Here is a 14,500-nt window from a genome sequence, read left to right as displayed (position 1 = left end):
ACACCCTTCAATTAATATCTCCATCATTAATTACTTTACGGATCTGAGCAATATTATCCTTGGCGCACCAGGCAACCCATGAAGGTGTGTTAATATATTTCTCATAGGAAACCGAGGACCAATGATAAATTTTTCTCAACTCATCAACACCCCACTCATCATGAAATTTGCCTTCTGAAAAAATACTTGTAATAGTAATTACTTCACCTCTTTCAGCTAAGGCCAACGCCCATTTAAAAGCAACTTCTTTGTTTGGCTTGCAGATTTCATTATAAGTGTATGCGCTACTTAAATAGCGCATCGCTCTTAAACAACCGGTTTCGGCCAAGCTCGTCATCAACTCAATATAATTGTTTGTTTTTTGGGGTATATCGAGTTCGTCTCGATACATTAGAGCCAATTCAAAGCCAGCCTCAAGGTGGCCTTGTGAATACGCATCATTTAAATAATCAAATGCGATTTTGTAATTTCTGTGAATGCCTTCTCCAAACCGATACAAGCGACCAATACTATATTTTGATTCTAGATTTGAACAATCATCCTTCATTGCATCCATATAGAATGAAAGGGCTTTTTCAGCGTCACTCGAAACACCAAATCCAGAACGATAACAATTCCCTAAAAAAATACAATCATGAAATGCATTTGGAATTGATAGTATATGACAAACAAGGCTTATTATTAATGTAACGCGGTCATCATCTATACCTAAAAAATGAGACAGCTTATTTAAAAATAAAACATCCCTCTCAACAAGAGGGTGATCCATACGAAGGAAAATAATAACATCCAAGAACAAATCATCTTTTGACAAATTATTCCCGTTCAAAAAAAACAACAATTCACTTCGCAGCTCTAAAATTAACTGCTCAGCAAACATACATAGTGTTTTTTTTCTCCCATGCAACCCTATTCCATCTAAAAATACATCGATGTTACTTAACTTGGAATCAATCAGTATTTGGCTATCAAATAATGCCGCTAAAAACAATGAGGCATAAACGGTACGAGTCACTTCATCATATGTTGAAATGAAACCCCACCATCTAATTTGATTTAAATTCACATCATGCAGTTCTACTGCATGACAAAGTGCCTGCCACTTACCAAGAGATACTCCACTTTCATGCATACTATTGCTTTCAGATGAGTAAAAAAGGCTTTTATATTTTTCACTAAACCTGAATCGCTCATATTCCTTCTCTTTTTCTGTAAAAGAAATCGAAAAATGATTGTAGATTGTGTACAATTGTGATTGTATATTTTTGCGAACACTAATTACACTACGCCCCAGCTCACTTAACTGCTTTATTTCCTGCGAGCATTCTTCTGCTGCATTCTCAATTAACTCCCAGCTCCCTACATTTCTAGTAACCCACTCATAGTTACCATATTCACAAATAGTGTCGTACAATGAAAAAATCTTACATTTGAAATTTTCAATTAGAATGGCAACATCAACATGACTTTGACAACCAAGAAGATAATCATGAATTTCTCTTGCCGCACCACATTCAAAACAACTATCATTCCATCTTGATAAATAACGATGCAAATCATCTTTTACAGAATTTGAGCGATCTGAGAATGATATTACATCAACTATCGCAATCTCTTTGTTTTTTAGAGATTCTCGAATCAAGGAAACTATATTTTCAATATTTTCTTGAAGATGTTTATCGCTTTTACTAACCACTATTAATTTTGGAATCGTAATATCTAGTCTTGCCAAAAAACTAATATCTTCCTCGGTGATGGTGCCCTTATCCGCCGGTATCAACCAAACGATAAACTGGGCGCTATTGAGCTTGGCACGAGCCAGATTGGCATCGGTACGCTCACTACCCGCCTGGTCAGCCTTGCTATAACCCGGAGTGTCAAGCAGAGCCAAATTGCCCCATGGCAGACCCGGATGAGCGACGACGACCGATTTGAGCAGGCTGCTGACCTGGCTACCATAGCGGGATTTCTCATCATGGGTCAGGGTACGAAACTGCTCATGGCTTAAAGAAACGACCCGATTGAACAGGTTGATGGCATGCACCTCGGTCTGCTCACTCTTGCTCTGCACTAAATAAGTGGGCAATGAAGTGGTCGGATCCACCTCGGTGACCAGACATTGACGATCACCGATCAGTGCATTGATAAGCGATGATTTGCCCGCACTAAAACTCCCCCCCAGCCCCACAACCACCTTGCTTGGCAAGACCGGGTATTCGCAAAATTCGCGAAAGCGGGTCATCTCCAACCGCAGAGCTTGCAGCAGATCGGTAATATTATCCGGGCTTCCTTTGCGGGCCAGAGCTGGCAGCTCCTGATCAATGATCTGCTCCAAGGCTTGTAACTGCTGCTCAAGCTGTTGATTACCCTTACCAACCGCAGATTCACAAACCTGACTCAGCAGTGCATAGCGCTCACGCACCGCTTGCTCACTCAATTGGGTACACAGGTGATCAGCCACGGGCAAACTCCTTCAGTTTGGTCTGTAACACGACCAGTTCAGCCTGTTCACCTTGGTAACGTGTTTTGTTGTTGGCGTCAGTTTCTTGCTCGGCTGCCAACTGCTCGGTCAATTGTTGCAGCGACAGTTGCAGATGACTGATATTGCGATCTGCCTCGATCTTCACCTGCTCCATTACCTGCTCAATGCTCTTGCTTAGTGCTGCGGTAATTGGCACCTGAACCTGAGCAAGACAATCGGGGATCAAGGTCGTCAGCACGTATTGACGTGCCTCTTCCCTTTGCTCGCGCTTAGCCATCTCTTCGGCGGCATTGTCAAACAGCGAGCCGAGAATGGACTTGAGGATCGGGGCAAATATCATCAAAGCGGGTATGCGTGTCAGTGCCGCCAGCGCAAGGGGCAACAGGCCACTCAGCACATCCTGGAACATGCCACTCCCCTTGCCCTCCCACTGGAAATCATGTGAAAAATTCAGTTCACCGAACGAGACCTCCGCAAGACGCTCCAGCTGGCTTAACTTGCCACTGATCAATGGCTTGAGTCGTTCTTCCATACCCGTCGCATACGCCATACGCAGAGAAGCCCCGACGATGCCATTGATATCCCCCTGATGGAGCAGGCTATTGGCAAGGCTTTCGAGTTGTGCTTTCAGTCGACTTGAAAACTGCTCACAGATAAAGGTGGCAATGGGCGTTACCTGTTCCTGTAACTGCTGTTCAGTTCGTTGCAGATCCTGAAGTAGCTGATCCTGCTGCTGGCGTAACAGCGCCTGCTTGCTTTTGAGTTCTTCAATCGTGAGGTTCTCGCTGTTGAGCAATTGCTGTAGATGACGTACCAGAGTTTCAATCAATCGCTCTGCCCGTATGCCGACACGTTGATGAAAAAACGCTTGGTTTAGCGGCAACAATTGCTGCAATGCGCGCGCCCACCCTTCCGTGGTATCGCCACTCGACTTGGTTTTACGGCTTACCGTACTGATGGAGAGCAACGGTGTCCCGCTGATGGCTTCAATCTGCCCCTTCACCTTAGCCAGCACGCTCGCTACGTCCTCCGGCGTTTTTTTGTCACATTTGGTAAGCACCAGCATCATCGGCTTCTTGCTGATGGCCAACTCTTCAATAATTTTTTTCAGACTATCCTTGAGCCCTCCTTCATCGACACTCACAACGATGCAGTATGCCGAACTGCGTTCCAGGTAATTATCAATGGCCTCCGAGTGTTGCTCGATGCCAGACTCCCAACCCGGCATGTCGACCAGAGTCATGCCATCCAGCCGAGCGAGTACCGGAGAAGGCGTTGCGACCTCAACCCAGCTGCCACTTTCAACATTGCCAAAATCCTGAGCCTTAAGTACAGCACGGTCCAGCGGCACACCTTCCTTGGTGGGATGATGCAGAATAAGTAATTCATCATCAGCAAAGCGAAGCTCGGTTGGCAGGCAGGTTTCGGGGTTGACGGCAACGGAGAGGAGGCTCTCATCGAGCAAGAAGTTGATCAGTGACGACTTGCCAGCACTGAATGAACCGATTAGGGGCAGTCGAACCGCAAACCGGCTTAGCTCAGCTGTTAATGCAGCCAATTCCTCAAGAGGAAACTTATGTGAAGCCCAAATGGACTCGATGCGGGGGAGACTTTCCTTAAGAAATACCTGTTCGTGGAGCATAGAATCCTCATGTTCTATAGATGGCCGCTTTTCGTGCTAACTTATTGAAGAAAAACTAACAAGCGCCTAGTGGAACCATCATACAGAGGATGCCTGAACCTTTTAAGGAGTGTATAAATTCACATGTCACATTTTCAGACAGAAGTGAGCGTAGGATCATATAAATCTGTGCATCTATTTTAGGCTCCCACCACCACGCCGTATCTTCCGCCCAATAAACCACCACCTGCACGGCTCGCCCTTCGTTCTGCCTGCGCTATGGTTTACCATGCGAACAATTGTGGTGCATGGCACCGCCCACCCAGGCGCATAGTGTCGCCGTCATCGGACCCCCTCTCGAGCAACATGAGCAAAACAGCACACGCGGGCAACGAGCCAACTTTTTTCATTCATGATTACGAAACCTTCGGCATCAGTCCCGCCAAGGACAGGCCGTCGCAGTTTGCCGGTATTCGTACCGATGCAGATTTCAACATCATTGGCGAGCCGTTAGTTGTCTATTGCAAGCCGCCGGCGGACTATCTGCCGGATCCGGAGGCGTGTCTTATCACCGGCATCACGCCACAAAAAGCGATGAAGGACGGGCTGTGCGAGGCGGATTTCATTCGCCAGATCCACGAGCAGTTCGCCACTCCGAATACCTGCGTACTGGGCTACAACAGCATCCGCTTCGATGATGAAGTGACCCGCTACACCCTCTATCGCAACTTCTATGACCCCTATGCCTACGCTTGGCAAAACGGCAACTCCCGCTGGGATATCCTTGACATGCTGCGGGCCTGCTATGCCCTGCGGCCAGAAGGGATCGAGTGGGCCTTTGACGATGAGGGCAAGCCAAGTTTCCGGCTGGAGAAGTTGACGGTGGCCAACGGCGTGGCACACGCCAATGCCCACGATGCACTCTCCGACGTGCTGGCCACCATCGAGATGGCCAAACTGGTCAAAAAAGCCCAGCCCAAACTGTTTGGTTATCTCTTTGATCTGCGCAACAAGAACAAGGTGAAGGCGCTGATTGATGTGGTAACCATGAAGCCGCTGGTACACGTCTCCGGCATGTTCTCCCCGTGGCAAGGGTGTGTGAGCTGGGTTTCACCGCTCGCCTGGCACCCCACCAACCAGAATGCGGTGATCATGGTCGATCTCACCCGTGACCCCACCCCGCTCATCGAGCTTTCCAGCGAGGAGATCCGCGAGCGCCTCTATACCAAGAAAGAGGAGCTGGGGGATCTGGCAGGTATTCCGGTGAAACTGGTGCACATCAACAAGTGCCCGGTGCTGGCACCGGCCGCCACCCTGACCCCTGAGCGGGCCGACCAGCTTGGCATCGATCGGGAGCAGTGCCGCAAGAGCCTGGATCTGCTGCGCGCCCATCCCGAGGTGCGGGAAAAACTGGTAGAAGTGTTCAATCAGGAGTTTGCCGGCAGCAATGACAGCGACCCCGATACCCAGCTCTACGCCGGATTCTTTGGCCACGGCGACAAATCCACCATGGATCTGGTGCGTGCCACCCCCGCAGATCAGCTGGGAGAGCGGGAGTTTGCCTTCACCGACTCGCGCCTGCCGGAGATGCTGTTCCGCTACCGTGCCCGCAACTGGCCGCACACCCTGAGCGAGGCGGAGCAGAAACGCTGGCGCCTGCACTGCAGCGACTATTTCAGCCGCCGTTTGCCAGACTATGTACCCCGTCTCGAGGCGCTGGCGGAGCAGAATCAGAGTAACGAACGGAACTTTGCGATCCTCAAGAGTCTCTATCGCTATCTGGAAGATTTATGAGTTGTGAGTAGTTTCACAATAAATCCTTCCCGCCCATCCCCTTCTTCAGGTCATAATGACGAAGGGGATTTCCCAAAAAAACCAATATCTTGCAACATCCTGGGCGGATGTCTCCCAAGCAAGAGATCTCTTTGGCCGAACGGAAGCCATTTGCTGATGCCTCGTCACCACGCACTGCTCGGATTACTGGCCCTGCTGCCACTGGCAGCCAACGCCGCATACCGGTTCGATGTGCCGGATTATCTTGCTCGTCTGCCAGAGCAGACCTACCAGATCGTCGAACGCAACTTCAGCACCCTTTACCAGCAAACTGACTTCACCCCCCAGATCACCAACAGCTACTTTAACGACTCCAACCTCTACAAGTTTGTCGGGGTGCCATTAGTCATCACTGCCCAAGCGGGTTTTCAACTGGAGGTGTTTGGCCAGGTCTATAACCGCGCCTCTCAGGCTTATACCCACTTGAGCCAGGATATGTCCCTCTATCGGGTGATGCGGGTCGATCTGATGGGAAACCCCAATGATCAGCTGGCCATCGGTTTTGGCCTCGGCGTGCCGCTCAGCCCCCAACTGACCCTCAAGGCGATCGCCTCCGGCAGCGATATCCCGGGCTATGGCTCCGCCAAATATGCCGTCGGCTTTGAGTGGCATTACTGACCGCCGCCGCTGACCACCGCTGATTGAAACAATTCAGGCTCCGTGATGGAGCCTGAATTGTGAGTGGGAATGACTTATCAGAGGTAGCGGATCACCCGCCCCTCGCCCCCTTGCAGGGTTACGGCCGTACCGACTGCCTGCCCTTGCCAAAAATCGGTGCCCCCTTCTGGCAGCAGAAACTCTTGTGGTTGCCCCTCCCAGTTGAACAGGCAGAGCAAGGATCCCCCCTGCGGCAGGTTCACTTCACCACAGGCAAAGTCCATCGATTCAAAACGGGCAGAGGGTGTCCGGGCCGCGCAGAGTGCCAGCAGCTTGCCCAGTTGCGCCGCCTGCTCCTCGTCGAGATCTTGCAGCCGATCACCTGCCAGCATCATGCCGCCGCTCGCCACCAGCACTGCCAGATGGAAGCGATAATCCGCCTTGCTGGCCTGCTGGGTCGGCAGATCCCGCAGACAGATGCAGTCGGGGTCGAGGGCCCAGAGCTTGTCGTTCTGCCAGGCGCGACAGAAGGCCTCGCGGGCGATCTGGCGATAACGGTGGCCGTTGCGCTCCACGTCATCACTCACCCGCATCCCGTGCACCAGGCCAAGACTTGGCCAGATCGGGGCGTTGCAACCGAGCAAGAAGGCTCCCTCCCCTGCGCCGCGCAGAATGGCGGCCATGCCGCGCCGATAGGCCTCTACCCGGGTGGCAGCCGGATCGTGGAAGCGACCACCGTGGATAGCGCCCCAGAAGTTGGCATCGAGCTTGAAGTAGTGGATGCCCCACTGCTCGCGCAGAGTGCGGAACACCTGCTCAAGGTGAGCCTGCACCTCGGGGTGGGTACCGTCCAGCACATACCAGGGGGTGCAGCGCCAGCCGCCATAGGTCACCCGTTCGGAGGGGATCGGCAGGCCATCATCCCCCTTCACGAACCAGTCGGGGTGATCCTGAAACACCTGCGAAGTGGGCTCGGCAATAAAAGGGGCGACCCAGAGAGCAGGCTCACAGCCAGCCTGTTTGATCTCGGCAGCCAATGAGGCCACCCCTTGCTCGAACTTGGCGGAGGGGGTGAGCCAGTCACCCATTTTTGCCTGATAGCCATCGTCGATCTGCACATAGCGCAGGGCCGGGAAACGCTCGGCACGCACCTGCAGGTTTTCGCGAATGTCGGCAGCGCTCACCTCGGCATAGTAGTGGTACCAGGAGCACCAGCCGCTCGGGCGATCACTCACCTTGCCGATCAGCGAGCCATGCTCGACCTCGATCATCCGTGCCAACTCGGCCAGCAGATCCTCGCGCTCCGCCCCTTCGAGGCAGATCAGCGGCTCGCTCTGCCAATGCTCACCGGCTGCGAGTTCGCGCCCTTCGCAGTTCATCAGGATCTGCAAACGACCATCGGGGGAGAGGCGAAACTCCCCGCCAAAACGGTGGCAGCTGGCAAAGGCCAGCAGCAGCCACCCTTTGTTATGCTCCACCAGCAGCAGGTTGTGAACGGTATGGTAGCCATTGTCATCGGTAATGCGATAGACGCTGGCATCGGGGCAACGGCCGACATGCTGCGGTGATTGCCAGCTGCCCATGGTCTGGGCCAGCATCTGAAACCCTTCGCCGTAAATAGCGCTCTCCAGCGGCAGGCCAAGCTTGCCGTCAAACAGCACCCAGCAGTCCACCGAGGTGGCATCAGCGCCGGTGTTATCGAGCCGCACCCGGCACAGAGGCCCTTCCCACTGACGGGTTTGCAGCAGATGGGATGGCAACGCATTATCGCTCGCCAACTGGCGAACTCGGGACAAGAGGGATGTCATCACTACTCCTTGTAGTTCGAAAAGGGTGCTATCAGACGATGTTCAAAAGATTGTTCAACAGATCATCGTCATACAAATCAGCTTCAAACGAACTGATTTCAGTTGTTATTGTTTTAATGCCGCGACCCGGCCTCTCTGGTAAACTGCATTTTTCTTCACAGTCGATGGGGCTCACGTGATCGCGCAACGTGCCTTGCTGTTCCTTCGTGACTTTATGGTCATCGTCGCCTGCCTGCTGGCAGGCAAAACCGTGGCAGCCATCCTGCCTTTTGCCTTCCCCGGCAGCATCATCGGCATGCTGCTGCTGTTTGTGCTGCTCTCCCTGCAACTGATCAAGCTGCACTGGGTCGAGCAGGGAGCAGGCTTACTGCTGCGCCACATGGGCGTACTGTTCGTGCCTGTAGCGGTCGGGCTGGTGGCCTGGCTTGAGCCCCTGCGCCAATCTTTCGGCCTGATCATGCTCTGCATCGTGCTCGGGATCGTGCTGATCCTCGCCACCGTCGGTCGGCTCTACCAGAGGATGAACAAATGATCTTCTGGTGCGCTATCCCCCTGACCCTGGCGCTCTATTTCACCACCCGCGCCCTCTATCGCCGCCTGCCCTGGCCCATCATCAATCCGGTGCTGGTGCCGACCGCGGTGATCATCGGCCTGCTGCTCTGGTTCGATCTGCCTCTTGAACAGTACGAGCGCGGCAGCAGCCCCATTACCATGCTGCTGGAGCCCGCCGTGGTGGCGCTGGCGCTGCCGCTCTATCAGCAGGCGCGCCAAATTCAGGCCAAGCTCAAGCCCATCCTAATCTGTACCCTCTCCTCCGTCTTGATCTCGGTGTGCACAACCCTGCTGATCGGTCATTTTATGGGCGCAGATCCGGCACTGCTGGCATCACTTGCCACCAAATCGATTACTACCCCGCTCGCCATGAGTGTCAGCCACTCCATCGGCGGCATTCCCGCTATCGCGGCGGCGGTGGTAGTGGTGGTGGGAATTGTCGGCGCGCTGATCGGCTACCCATTGCTCAAACTGCTGAAAGTAACCGATCCGGAAGCCCAAGGTCTTGCCATGGGAGCCTGTGCCCACGCCATCGGCACCGCCACCTCCGCCGAGAAGGGGATCACCCAGGGAGCCTTTGCATCGCTGGCCATGGTGGTGTGCGGGATCCTCACCGCTGCCGTCGCCCCCCTGTTGTTTGCCATCTATCACTGGCTGATCTGATCGTACTATTGACCAACGATTGACCACAGATTGACCATCTATTGACGACCCCGAGAGGCCTGCAGGCCTCTCAGGGTGCGACCTGCCGCACAATTTGCACAAGACAAACGTTTCCATTACCATCTCCCTCCGTTTGCCCGTCAGGGCGTGAGCCTGCTCACATATTTACCCGAGCTGGCTCCCTACAATGGCCGCCCAATTGGCCTTTGAGGACACACTATGCATCCCCGTTTTGCCAAGCCATTCGATACCCTCTCTGCTCCGCTCAAAGCAGCCGTACAGCCCATGCTGGATAGTGCCGACTTCAATGCCCGTTTCACCCCGGAGCAAGTCGCCACCCTGAAAGCCGCCACCGGGCTGGATGAGCGCGCTCTGCGCCTCGCTCTGTTGCCGCTGGCTGCCGCCTGCTCGGTGGCGCCCATCTCCAAATTTTATGTCGGTGCCATCGCCTGCGGCCTGAGCGGCAGCTGGTACTTCGGCGCCAACATGGAGTTCGCGGGGCAAGGTCTGTTCCACTCGGTTCATGCCGAGCAGTCTGCCATCTCCAACGCATGGCTGGGCGGCGAGACCGGGATCAGCGAGATCACCGTCAACTACACCCCCTGTGGCCACTGCCGTCAGTTTATGAATGAGCTGAGCACCGCCAAGATCCTCAAAGTTTCTCTGCCCGATGACTTGAGCACCCTGCACTCTTTCCTGCCCCACTCGTTCGGCCCGGCGGATCTCGACATCACAGATGCGCTGATGAGCCCACAGGACCACGCCGAGCTAACGCTGGAGAGCGAAGACCCGCTGTGGCAAGCCGTGCTGACTGCCGCCCGTCAAAGCTATGCCCCTTACAGCCAAGGCTATGCCGCAGTGGCGCTGCAGTTTGCCGATGGCCGTATGTTCACTGGCCGTTACGCCGAGAACGCCGCCTTCAACCCCAGCCTGCCGCCGATGCAGATGGCCTGTGCCCACGCGGTATTGGGTGGTGAAGATCTCGCTACCATCAAACGCGCCGTGCTGCTGGAGAGCAAAAACGGCCAGATCAGCCAGCGTGACTCCGCCCAGTCCACCCTCAAGGCACTGGGCTCCGTCGAGCTGGAGTATCAGGCGGTCTAACCCCTGCTCCGCCTCGATAAACAAAAGCCCCCGCACCTTGGTGCGGGGGCTTTTTTACTGGGCGGTTTAACCGGGAGCTGCCCTTGATCTTCACCGCTCTGCGCGGTTGATCAATTCCTCAAGCCTGTTGCTGATCAAACCGGCTTGAGCCGTGCGGTAAAGTGGCGCAGCAGCGGCGGCTCATAGTCAAAGGTGAGCCCGCGAATGTCGCTGGCCCGCGCTTTCACCGCGATCAGGCAGTCGGCCACATAGTCCATGTGATCCCGGGTGTAGACCCGCCGTGGAATGGTGAGACGCAGCAGCTCAAAGTCCGCCGCCTCCTGCTTGCCGGTGGCGGGATCGCGCCCCAGCAGCAGGGAGCCGATCTCCACCCCGCGCACGCCCCCTTCCAGATAGAGCGCGCAGGCCAGCGCATGGGCCGGGAACTGCTCGGCCGGAATCTGGGGCAGCAGCTTTTTGGCATCGACAAACACCGCATGACCGCCAGTGGGGCTCTGGATGGGGATGCCCGCCTCGGCCAACCGCTCACCCAGATAGGCCACCTGACTGATGCGATAGGTCAGATACTCCTCGTCCATCCCCTCCCGCAGGCCGATGGCAAGCGCCGCCATATCCCGCCCGGCGAGACCGCCATAAGTGACAAAACCCTCCATTGCCACGCAGCGCACCTGCACCGCACGGAACAGGTCGAGATCCGCCTTAAAGCAGCAAAGACCGCCGATATTGACCAGCCCGTCCTTTTTGGCCGACATGGTGAACATGTCCCCCAGCGCAAACATCTGACGCACTATCTCCCCGATGCTGCTCTTGGCATAAGCCGGGTCGCGCGTCTTGATAAACCAGGCGTTCTCGGCAAAGCGGGCGGCATCGATCACCACCGGAATATGGTGGCGACGAGCCAGCTCGGAGACCGCCTGCATGTTGGCCATGGAGACCGGCTGGCCACCGGCGCTGTTGCAGGTGATCGTGATGATGACACCGGCCACGTTGTCGGCCCCCAGGGTCTCGATGGTGTCGGTCAGGCGACCGAGATCGAAATCCCCCTTCCAGGCGTAAGGGGCCGTGGTGTCGAGGGCTTTCGGGGTGAGCAGGTTGATGGCCCGCGCGCCAGCCAACTCCACATGGGCCTTGGTGGTGTCGAAGTGGTAGTTGGAGATAAAGACCGGCGCCTTGCCCTTGCAGCGCTTGACCAGTTCGGGGAAGAGGATCTGCTCCGCCCCACGCCCCTGGTGGGTCGGCATCACATGTTGATAGCCGAAAATGTCGCGCACTGCGCGCTCCAGCTCGACGAAGTTACGGCTGCCCGCATAGGCCTCATCCCCCATCATGATGCCGGCCCACTGGCGATCGGACATGGCACCGGTGCCGCTGTCGGTCAGCAGATCGATATAGACATCTTCGGCCAGCAGCAGGAAGGGGTTCCAGCCTGCGGCCTCGAGGGCGACGCGACGCTCGGCGCCAGTGGTCTGTTTGATGGGTTCAACCATCTTGATACGAAACGGTTCGGGTATACGACGCATATAAGACTCCTCACCGGCGCGGGGCCAGTGCTCGTGAAAAACGGATAGGTAACGGGGCCGGGGCGATCAGCGTCATCCGGCTGGTTTTCTCGAGTGGCGGGTGCCGCCTTTCAGCGGTGAGGAAAGTCGAAGGTGAGAATGGGATCTCGGGTATACCAGTGGGCGAGCAGGCAAGCTGCCCGGGGCGTAGCTGTCATAATTGGCATCACTCCCCTCCATGTCGGTTGTAAAAAGAAGTTGGTTACCAAAAAAATGATTGCGCTGCCAACTGGCAGCTTCGCCACGTTAGCGGGGGTGGTTCGGCGACACAAGGGGCATACCGGCTAGCTGTGCGCCTGCTCACAAAGTGCGCATCTGCGCGGCAAACCGGCAGTGAGGTTGATCCGCCCGCGCCTCCTGTTCGTTATCTTACCCAAGCGCACGCCACCTCACTCATCAGCCAAGGCCGGAAGCCATCATGCATCGCAAACCCCATCTGCCCGAGAAGAACTGCCCCATCTGCCAGCGCCCCTTCAGCTGGCGGCGCAAGTGGGCACACAGCTGGGAGGAGGTTCGCTACTGCAGCGAGCGCTGTCGCCACGCGCGTCACCGCAGCCGTCAACATAATGGGGAGCAAGCCTGATGGAGCTACGCCTTGTACTCGGCGATCAGCTGAACGCCGGTCACAGCTGGTTTCGCACCCCGAATCCGGCCGTCTGCTATCTGATGGCAGAGCTGCGTCAGGAGACCGACTACTGCCGCCACCATCGCCAGAAGGTGCTGGCCTTCTTAGCCGCCATGCGCGCCTTTGCGGCGGCCCTTGGCAAGGCAGGTCACCGCGTCTGTTACCTGACTCTCGATGAGAGTGCCCGCTGGCCCGACTTGCCCAGCTTGCTGGAAGCTCAGCTCGCACTCCATCAAGCCAGCAGCTTTGCCTGGCAGAGCCCGGATGAGTGGCGCCTCGCCAGCCAGTTGAAAAGCTGGGCAGCGAGCCTTGCCATGCCGACCACGGAGGTGGAGAGCGAGCATTTTCTCACTCCCCGCGATGGTTGGCAGCGCTATCCCCACAGCCGGATGGAGTTCTTCTACCGCGCCCTGCGCAAGCAATACAAGGTGTTGCTGGATGAGGACGGCAAACCCCTTGGCGGGCGCTGGAATTTTGATGACGAGAATCGTGCCAAGCTGCCGGAGCGTCAGCCCATTCCCGCCCCCCTGCTTTTTGCCAACGAGGTGAGCGAGATTGATGCCATGCTGACACGCCATGGGGTCAAGACGCTGGGGAGCGCCGATGCCAGCAAACTGCCGTGGCCCATCACCCGGCGCCAGAGCCGCGAGCTGCTGGAGCACTTTCTGACGCACTGCCTGCCGCACTTTGGCCGCTATCAGGATGCCCTGAGCGAGCGAGGCTGGAGTCTGTTTCACAGCCGCTTGTCGTTTTCCCTCAACAGCAAGATGCTCCACCCCCTCGAGGTGATCCGCGCCGCGCAATCCCATTGGCAGACCAATCAGGACACCATCACCCTGGCGCAAGTGGAGGGCTTTATTCGCCAGATCCTCGGCTGGCGCGAGTTTGTCCGCGCCCTCTATTGGGAAAAAATGCCCGCCTATGGCAGCAGCAATTTTCTGGGCGCAGATCGGCCGCTGCCAGGCTTTTTCTGGAGCGGTGAGACCAAGATGGCCTGCGTACGCCACGCCATTCGCCAGTCTTTGGATCACGGCTACGCCCACCATATTCAGCGACTGATGGTGACTGGCAACTTTGCCCTGCTGGCGGGGATAGATCCTGACCAGGTCGATGAGTGGTATCTGGGGATCTATGTCGATGCCATCGAGTGGGTGGAGCTACCCAATACCCGCGGCATGAGTCAGTTTGCCGATGGCGGCCTGATGGGCAGCAAACCCTACGTCAGCAGCGGCGCTTATCTCGAGCGGATGGGCCACTACTGCAAAGGGTGTCACTATCAGGTCAAGGCCCGCAGCGGTGAGGGGAGTTGCCCGTTCAACAGCCTCTATTGGCACTTTTTATGGCGCAATCGGGATAAACTTGGCAGCAATCCCCGCCTCACCCTGCCCTATGCCAATTGGGATGGGCAACCCGAGCCACAACAACAAGCCATATTGGCCAGCGCAGAATACCATTTGATCCACCTTGAGCAGCTTTAGGCACATTCATATCCCCCTCGTTGACGCTATGGATAACCGCGACGGCCTGCTTGCGGCGCCGTGGCAATCAACCATCAACTCACGGAAGGGTTTTGCGATCATACAGTATGTACATGGGGCACCGAAGCGCCCCATGCAACACACCACGTAAAGTCGGCCTCAAAAAGGCCACCACCTC

Annotated in this window: 11 protein-coding genes; 7 read left to right on the top strand and 4 right to left on the bottom strand. The window is 55.7% G+C overall.

Annotated elements, in window-relative coordinates:
• Positions 1–7: 7 nt before the first annotated feature.
• Both ACY8FN_RS13650 and ACY8FN_RS13645 read right to left on the bottom strand, forming a co-directional pair.
• Positions 8–2,461, bottom strand: coding sequence for a dynamin family protein (locus ACY8FN_RS13650; RefSeq protein WP_463100301.1), 2,454 nt, complete (start codon positions 2,459–2,461; stop codon positions 8–10).
• The gene (locus ACY8FN_RS13645; RefSeq protein WP_463100300.1) at positions 2,454–4,124 is read right to left on the bottom strand and encodes a dynamin family protein; all 1,671 of its coding nucleotides are present in this window, start codon (positions 4,122–4,124) and stop codon (positions 2,454–2,456) included. Before ACY8FN_RS13645 ends, ACY8FN_RS13650 begins: the two co-directional genes overlap by 8 nt.
• A 345-nt stretch (positions 4,125–4,469) precedes the next feature.
• Here ACY8FN_RS13645 and sbcB point away from each other — a divergent pair, with 345 nt between their 5' ends.
• Positions 4,470–5,897 (top strand): exodeoxyribonuclease I, encoded by a 1,428-nt coding sequence (gene sbcB / locus ACY8FN_RS13640; protein ID WP_463100299.1) that lies wholly within the window; start codon positions 4,470–4,472, stop codon positions 5,895–5,897.
• 156 nt (positions 5,898–6,053) lie between these two features.
• Complete coding sequence (locus ACY8FN_RS13635) at positions 6,054–6,554, top strand: hypothetical protein (RefSeq protein ID WP_463101174.1); 501 nt, start codon at positions 6,054–6,056, stop codon at positions 6,552–6,554.
• 77 nt (positions 6,555–6,631) lie between these two features.
• On the opposite strand, the gene ACY8FN_RS13630 is transcribed toward ACY8FN_RS13635, so the two are convergent.
• Positions 6,632–8,341: a glycoside hydrolase family 36 protein gene (locus ACY8FN_RS13630; RefSeq protein ID WP_463100298.1), complete on the bottom strand. Its 1,710-nt coding sequence runs from the start codon at positions 8,339–8,341 to the stop codon at positions 6,632–6,634.
• Positions 8,342–8,516: 175 nt separating this feature from the next.
• Between ACY8FN_RS13630 and ACY8FN_RS13625 the strand changes: the two genes are divergently transcribed.
• From ACY8FN_RS13625 to cdd, 3 genes are all read left to right on the top strand, one after another.
• Positions 8,517–8,873: a CidA/LrgA family protein gene (locus tag ACY8FN_RS13625; RefSeq protein WP_042023702.1), complete on the top strand. Its 357-nt coding sequence runs from the start codon at positions 8,517–8,519 to the stop codon at positions 8,871–8,873.
• Positions 8,870–9,556 (top strand): LrgB family protein, encoded by a 687-nt coding sequence (locus ACY8FN_RS13620; protein WP_463100297.1) that lies wholly within the window; start codon positions 8,870–8,872, stop codon positions 9,554–9,556. The genes ACY8FN_RS13625 and ACY8FN_RS13620 overlap by 4 nt, the downstream gene beginning before the upstream one ends.
• Before the next feature lie 219 nt (positions 9,557–9,775).
• Positions 9,776–10,660: a cytidine deaminase gene (cdd, locus tag ACY8FN_RS13615; RefSeq protein ID WP_463100296.1), complete on the top strand. Its 885-nt coding sequence runs from the start codon at positions 9,776–9,778 to the stop codon at positions 10,658–10,660.
• A 134-nt stretch (positions 10,661–10,794) separates the two neighbouring features.
• Here the strand turns inward: cdd and ACY8FN_RS13610 are convergent, their stop codons facing one another.
• The gene (locus tag ACY8FN_RS13610; RefSeq protein ID WP_463100295.1) at positions 10,795–12,180 is read right to left on the bottom strand and encodes a tryptophanase; all 1,386 of its coding nucleotides are present in this window, start codon (positions 12,178–12,180) and stop codon (positions 10,795–10,797) included.
• A 457-nt stretch (positions 12,181–12,637) separates the two neighbouring features.
• On the opposite strand from ACY8FN_RS13610, the gene ACY8FN_RS13605 reads away from it, so the two are divergent.
• Positions 12,638–12,802: a DUF2256 domain-containing protein gene (locus tag ACY8FN_RS13605; protein ID WP_463100294.1), complete on the top strand. Its 165-nt coding sequence runs from the start codon at positions 12,638–12,640 to the stop codon at positions 12,800–12,802.
• A complete protein-coding gene (locus ACY8FN_RS13600) occupies positions 12,802–14,322 on the top strand; it encodes a cryptochrome/photolyase family protein (protein ID WP_463100293.1) in 1,521 nt (506 codons plus the stop codon). The genes ACY8FN_RS13605 and ACY8FN_RS13600 overlap by 1 nt, the downstream gene beginning before the upstream one ends.
• Positions 14,323–14,500 lie beyond the last annotated feature (178 nt).

The organism is Aeromonas sp. 160P, from assembly GCF_055193095.1.
Note: the sequence above shows the minus strand (reverse complement) of the source record. Positions and strands in the feature narration are given on the sequence as shown.

Bases quoted from the DNA above. Each gene is read 5' to 3' on its own strand.
- ACY8FN_RS13645 (WP_463100300.1), bottom strand. From the start codon at position 4,124: ATGCTCCACGAACAGGTATTTCTTAAGGAAAGTCTCCCCCGCATCGAG.
- sbcB (WP_463100299.1), top strand. From the start codon at position 4,470: ATGAGCAAAACAGCACACGCGGGCAACGAGCCAACTTTTTTCATTCAT.
- ACY8FN_RS13635 (WP_463101174.1), top strand. From the start codon at position 6,054: ATGCCTCGTCACCACGCACTGCTCGGATTACTGGCCCTGCTGCCACTG.
- ACY8FN_RS13630 (WP_463100298.1), bottom strand. From the start codon at position 8,341: ATGACATCCCTCTTGTCCCGAGTTCGCCAGTTGGCGAGCGATAATGCG.
- ACY8FN_RS13620 (WP_463100297.1), top strand. From the start codon at position 8,870: ATGATCTTCTGGTGCGCTATCCCCCTGACCCTGGCGCTCTATTTCACC.
- cdd (WP_463100296.1), top strand. From the start codon at position 9,776: ATGCATCCCCGTTTTGCCAAGCCATTCGATACCCTCTCTGCTCCGCTC.
- ACY8FN_RS13610 (WP_463100295.1), bottom strand. From the start codon at position 12,180: ATGCGTCGTATACCCGAACCGTTTCGTATCAAGATGGTTGAACCCATC.
- ACY8FN_RS13605 (WP_463100294.1), top strand. From the start codon at position 12,638: ATGCATCGCAAACCCCATCTGCCCGAGAAGAACTGCCCCATCTGCCAG.
- ACY8FN_RS13600 (WP_463100293.1), top strand. From the start codon at position 12,802: ATGGAGCTACGCCTTGTACTCGGCGATCAGCTGAACGCCGGTCACAGC.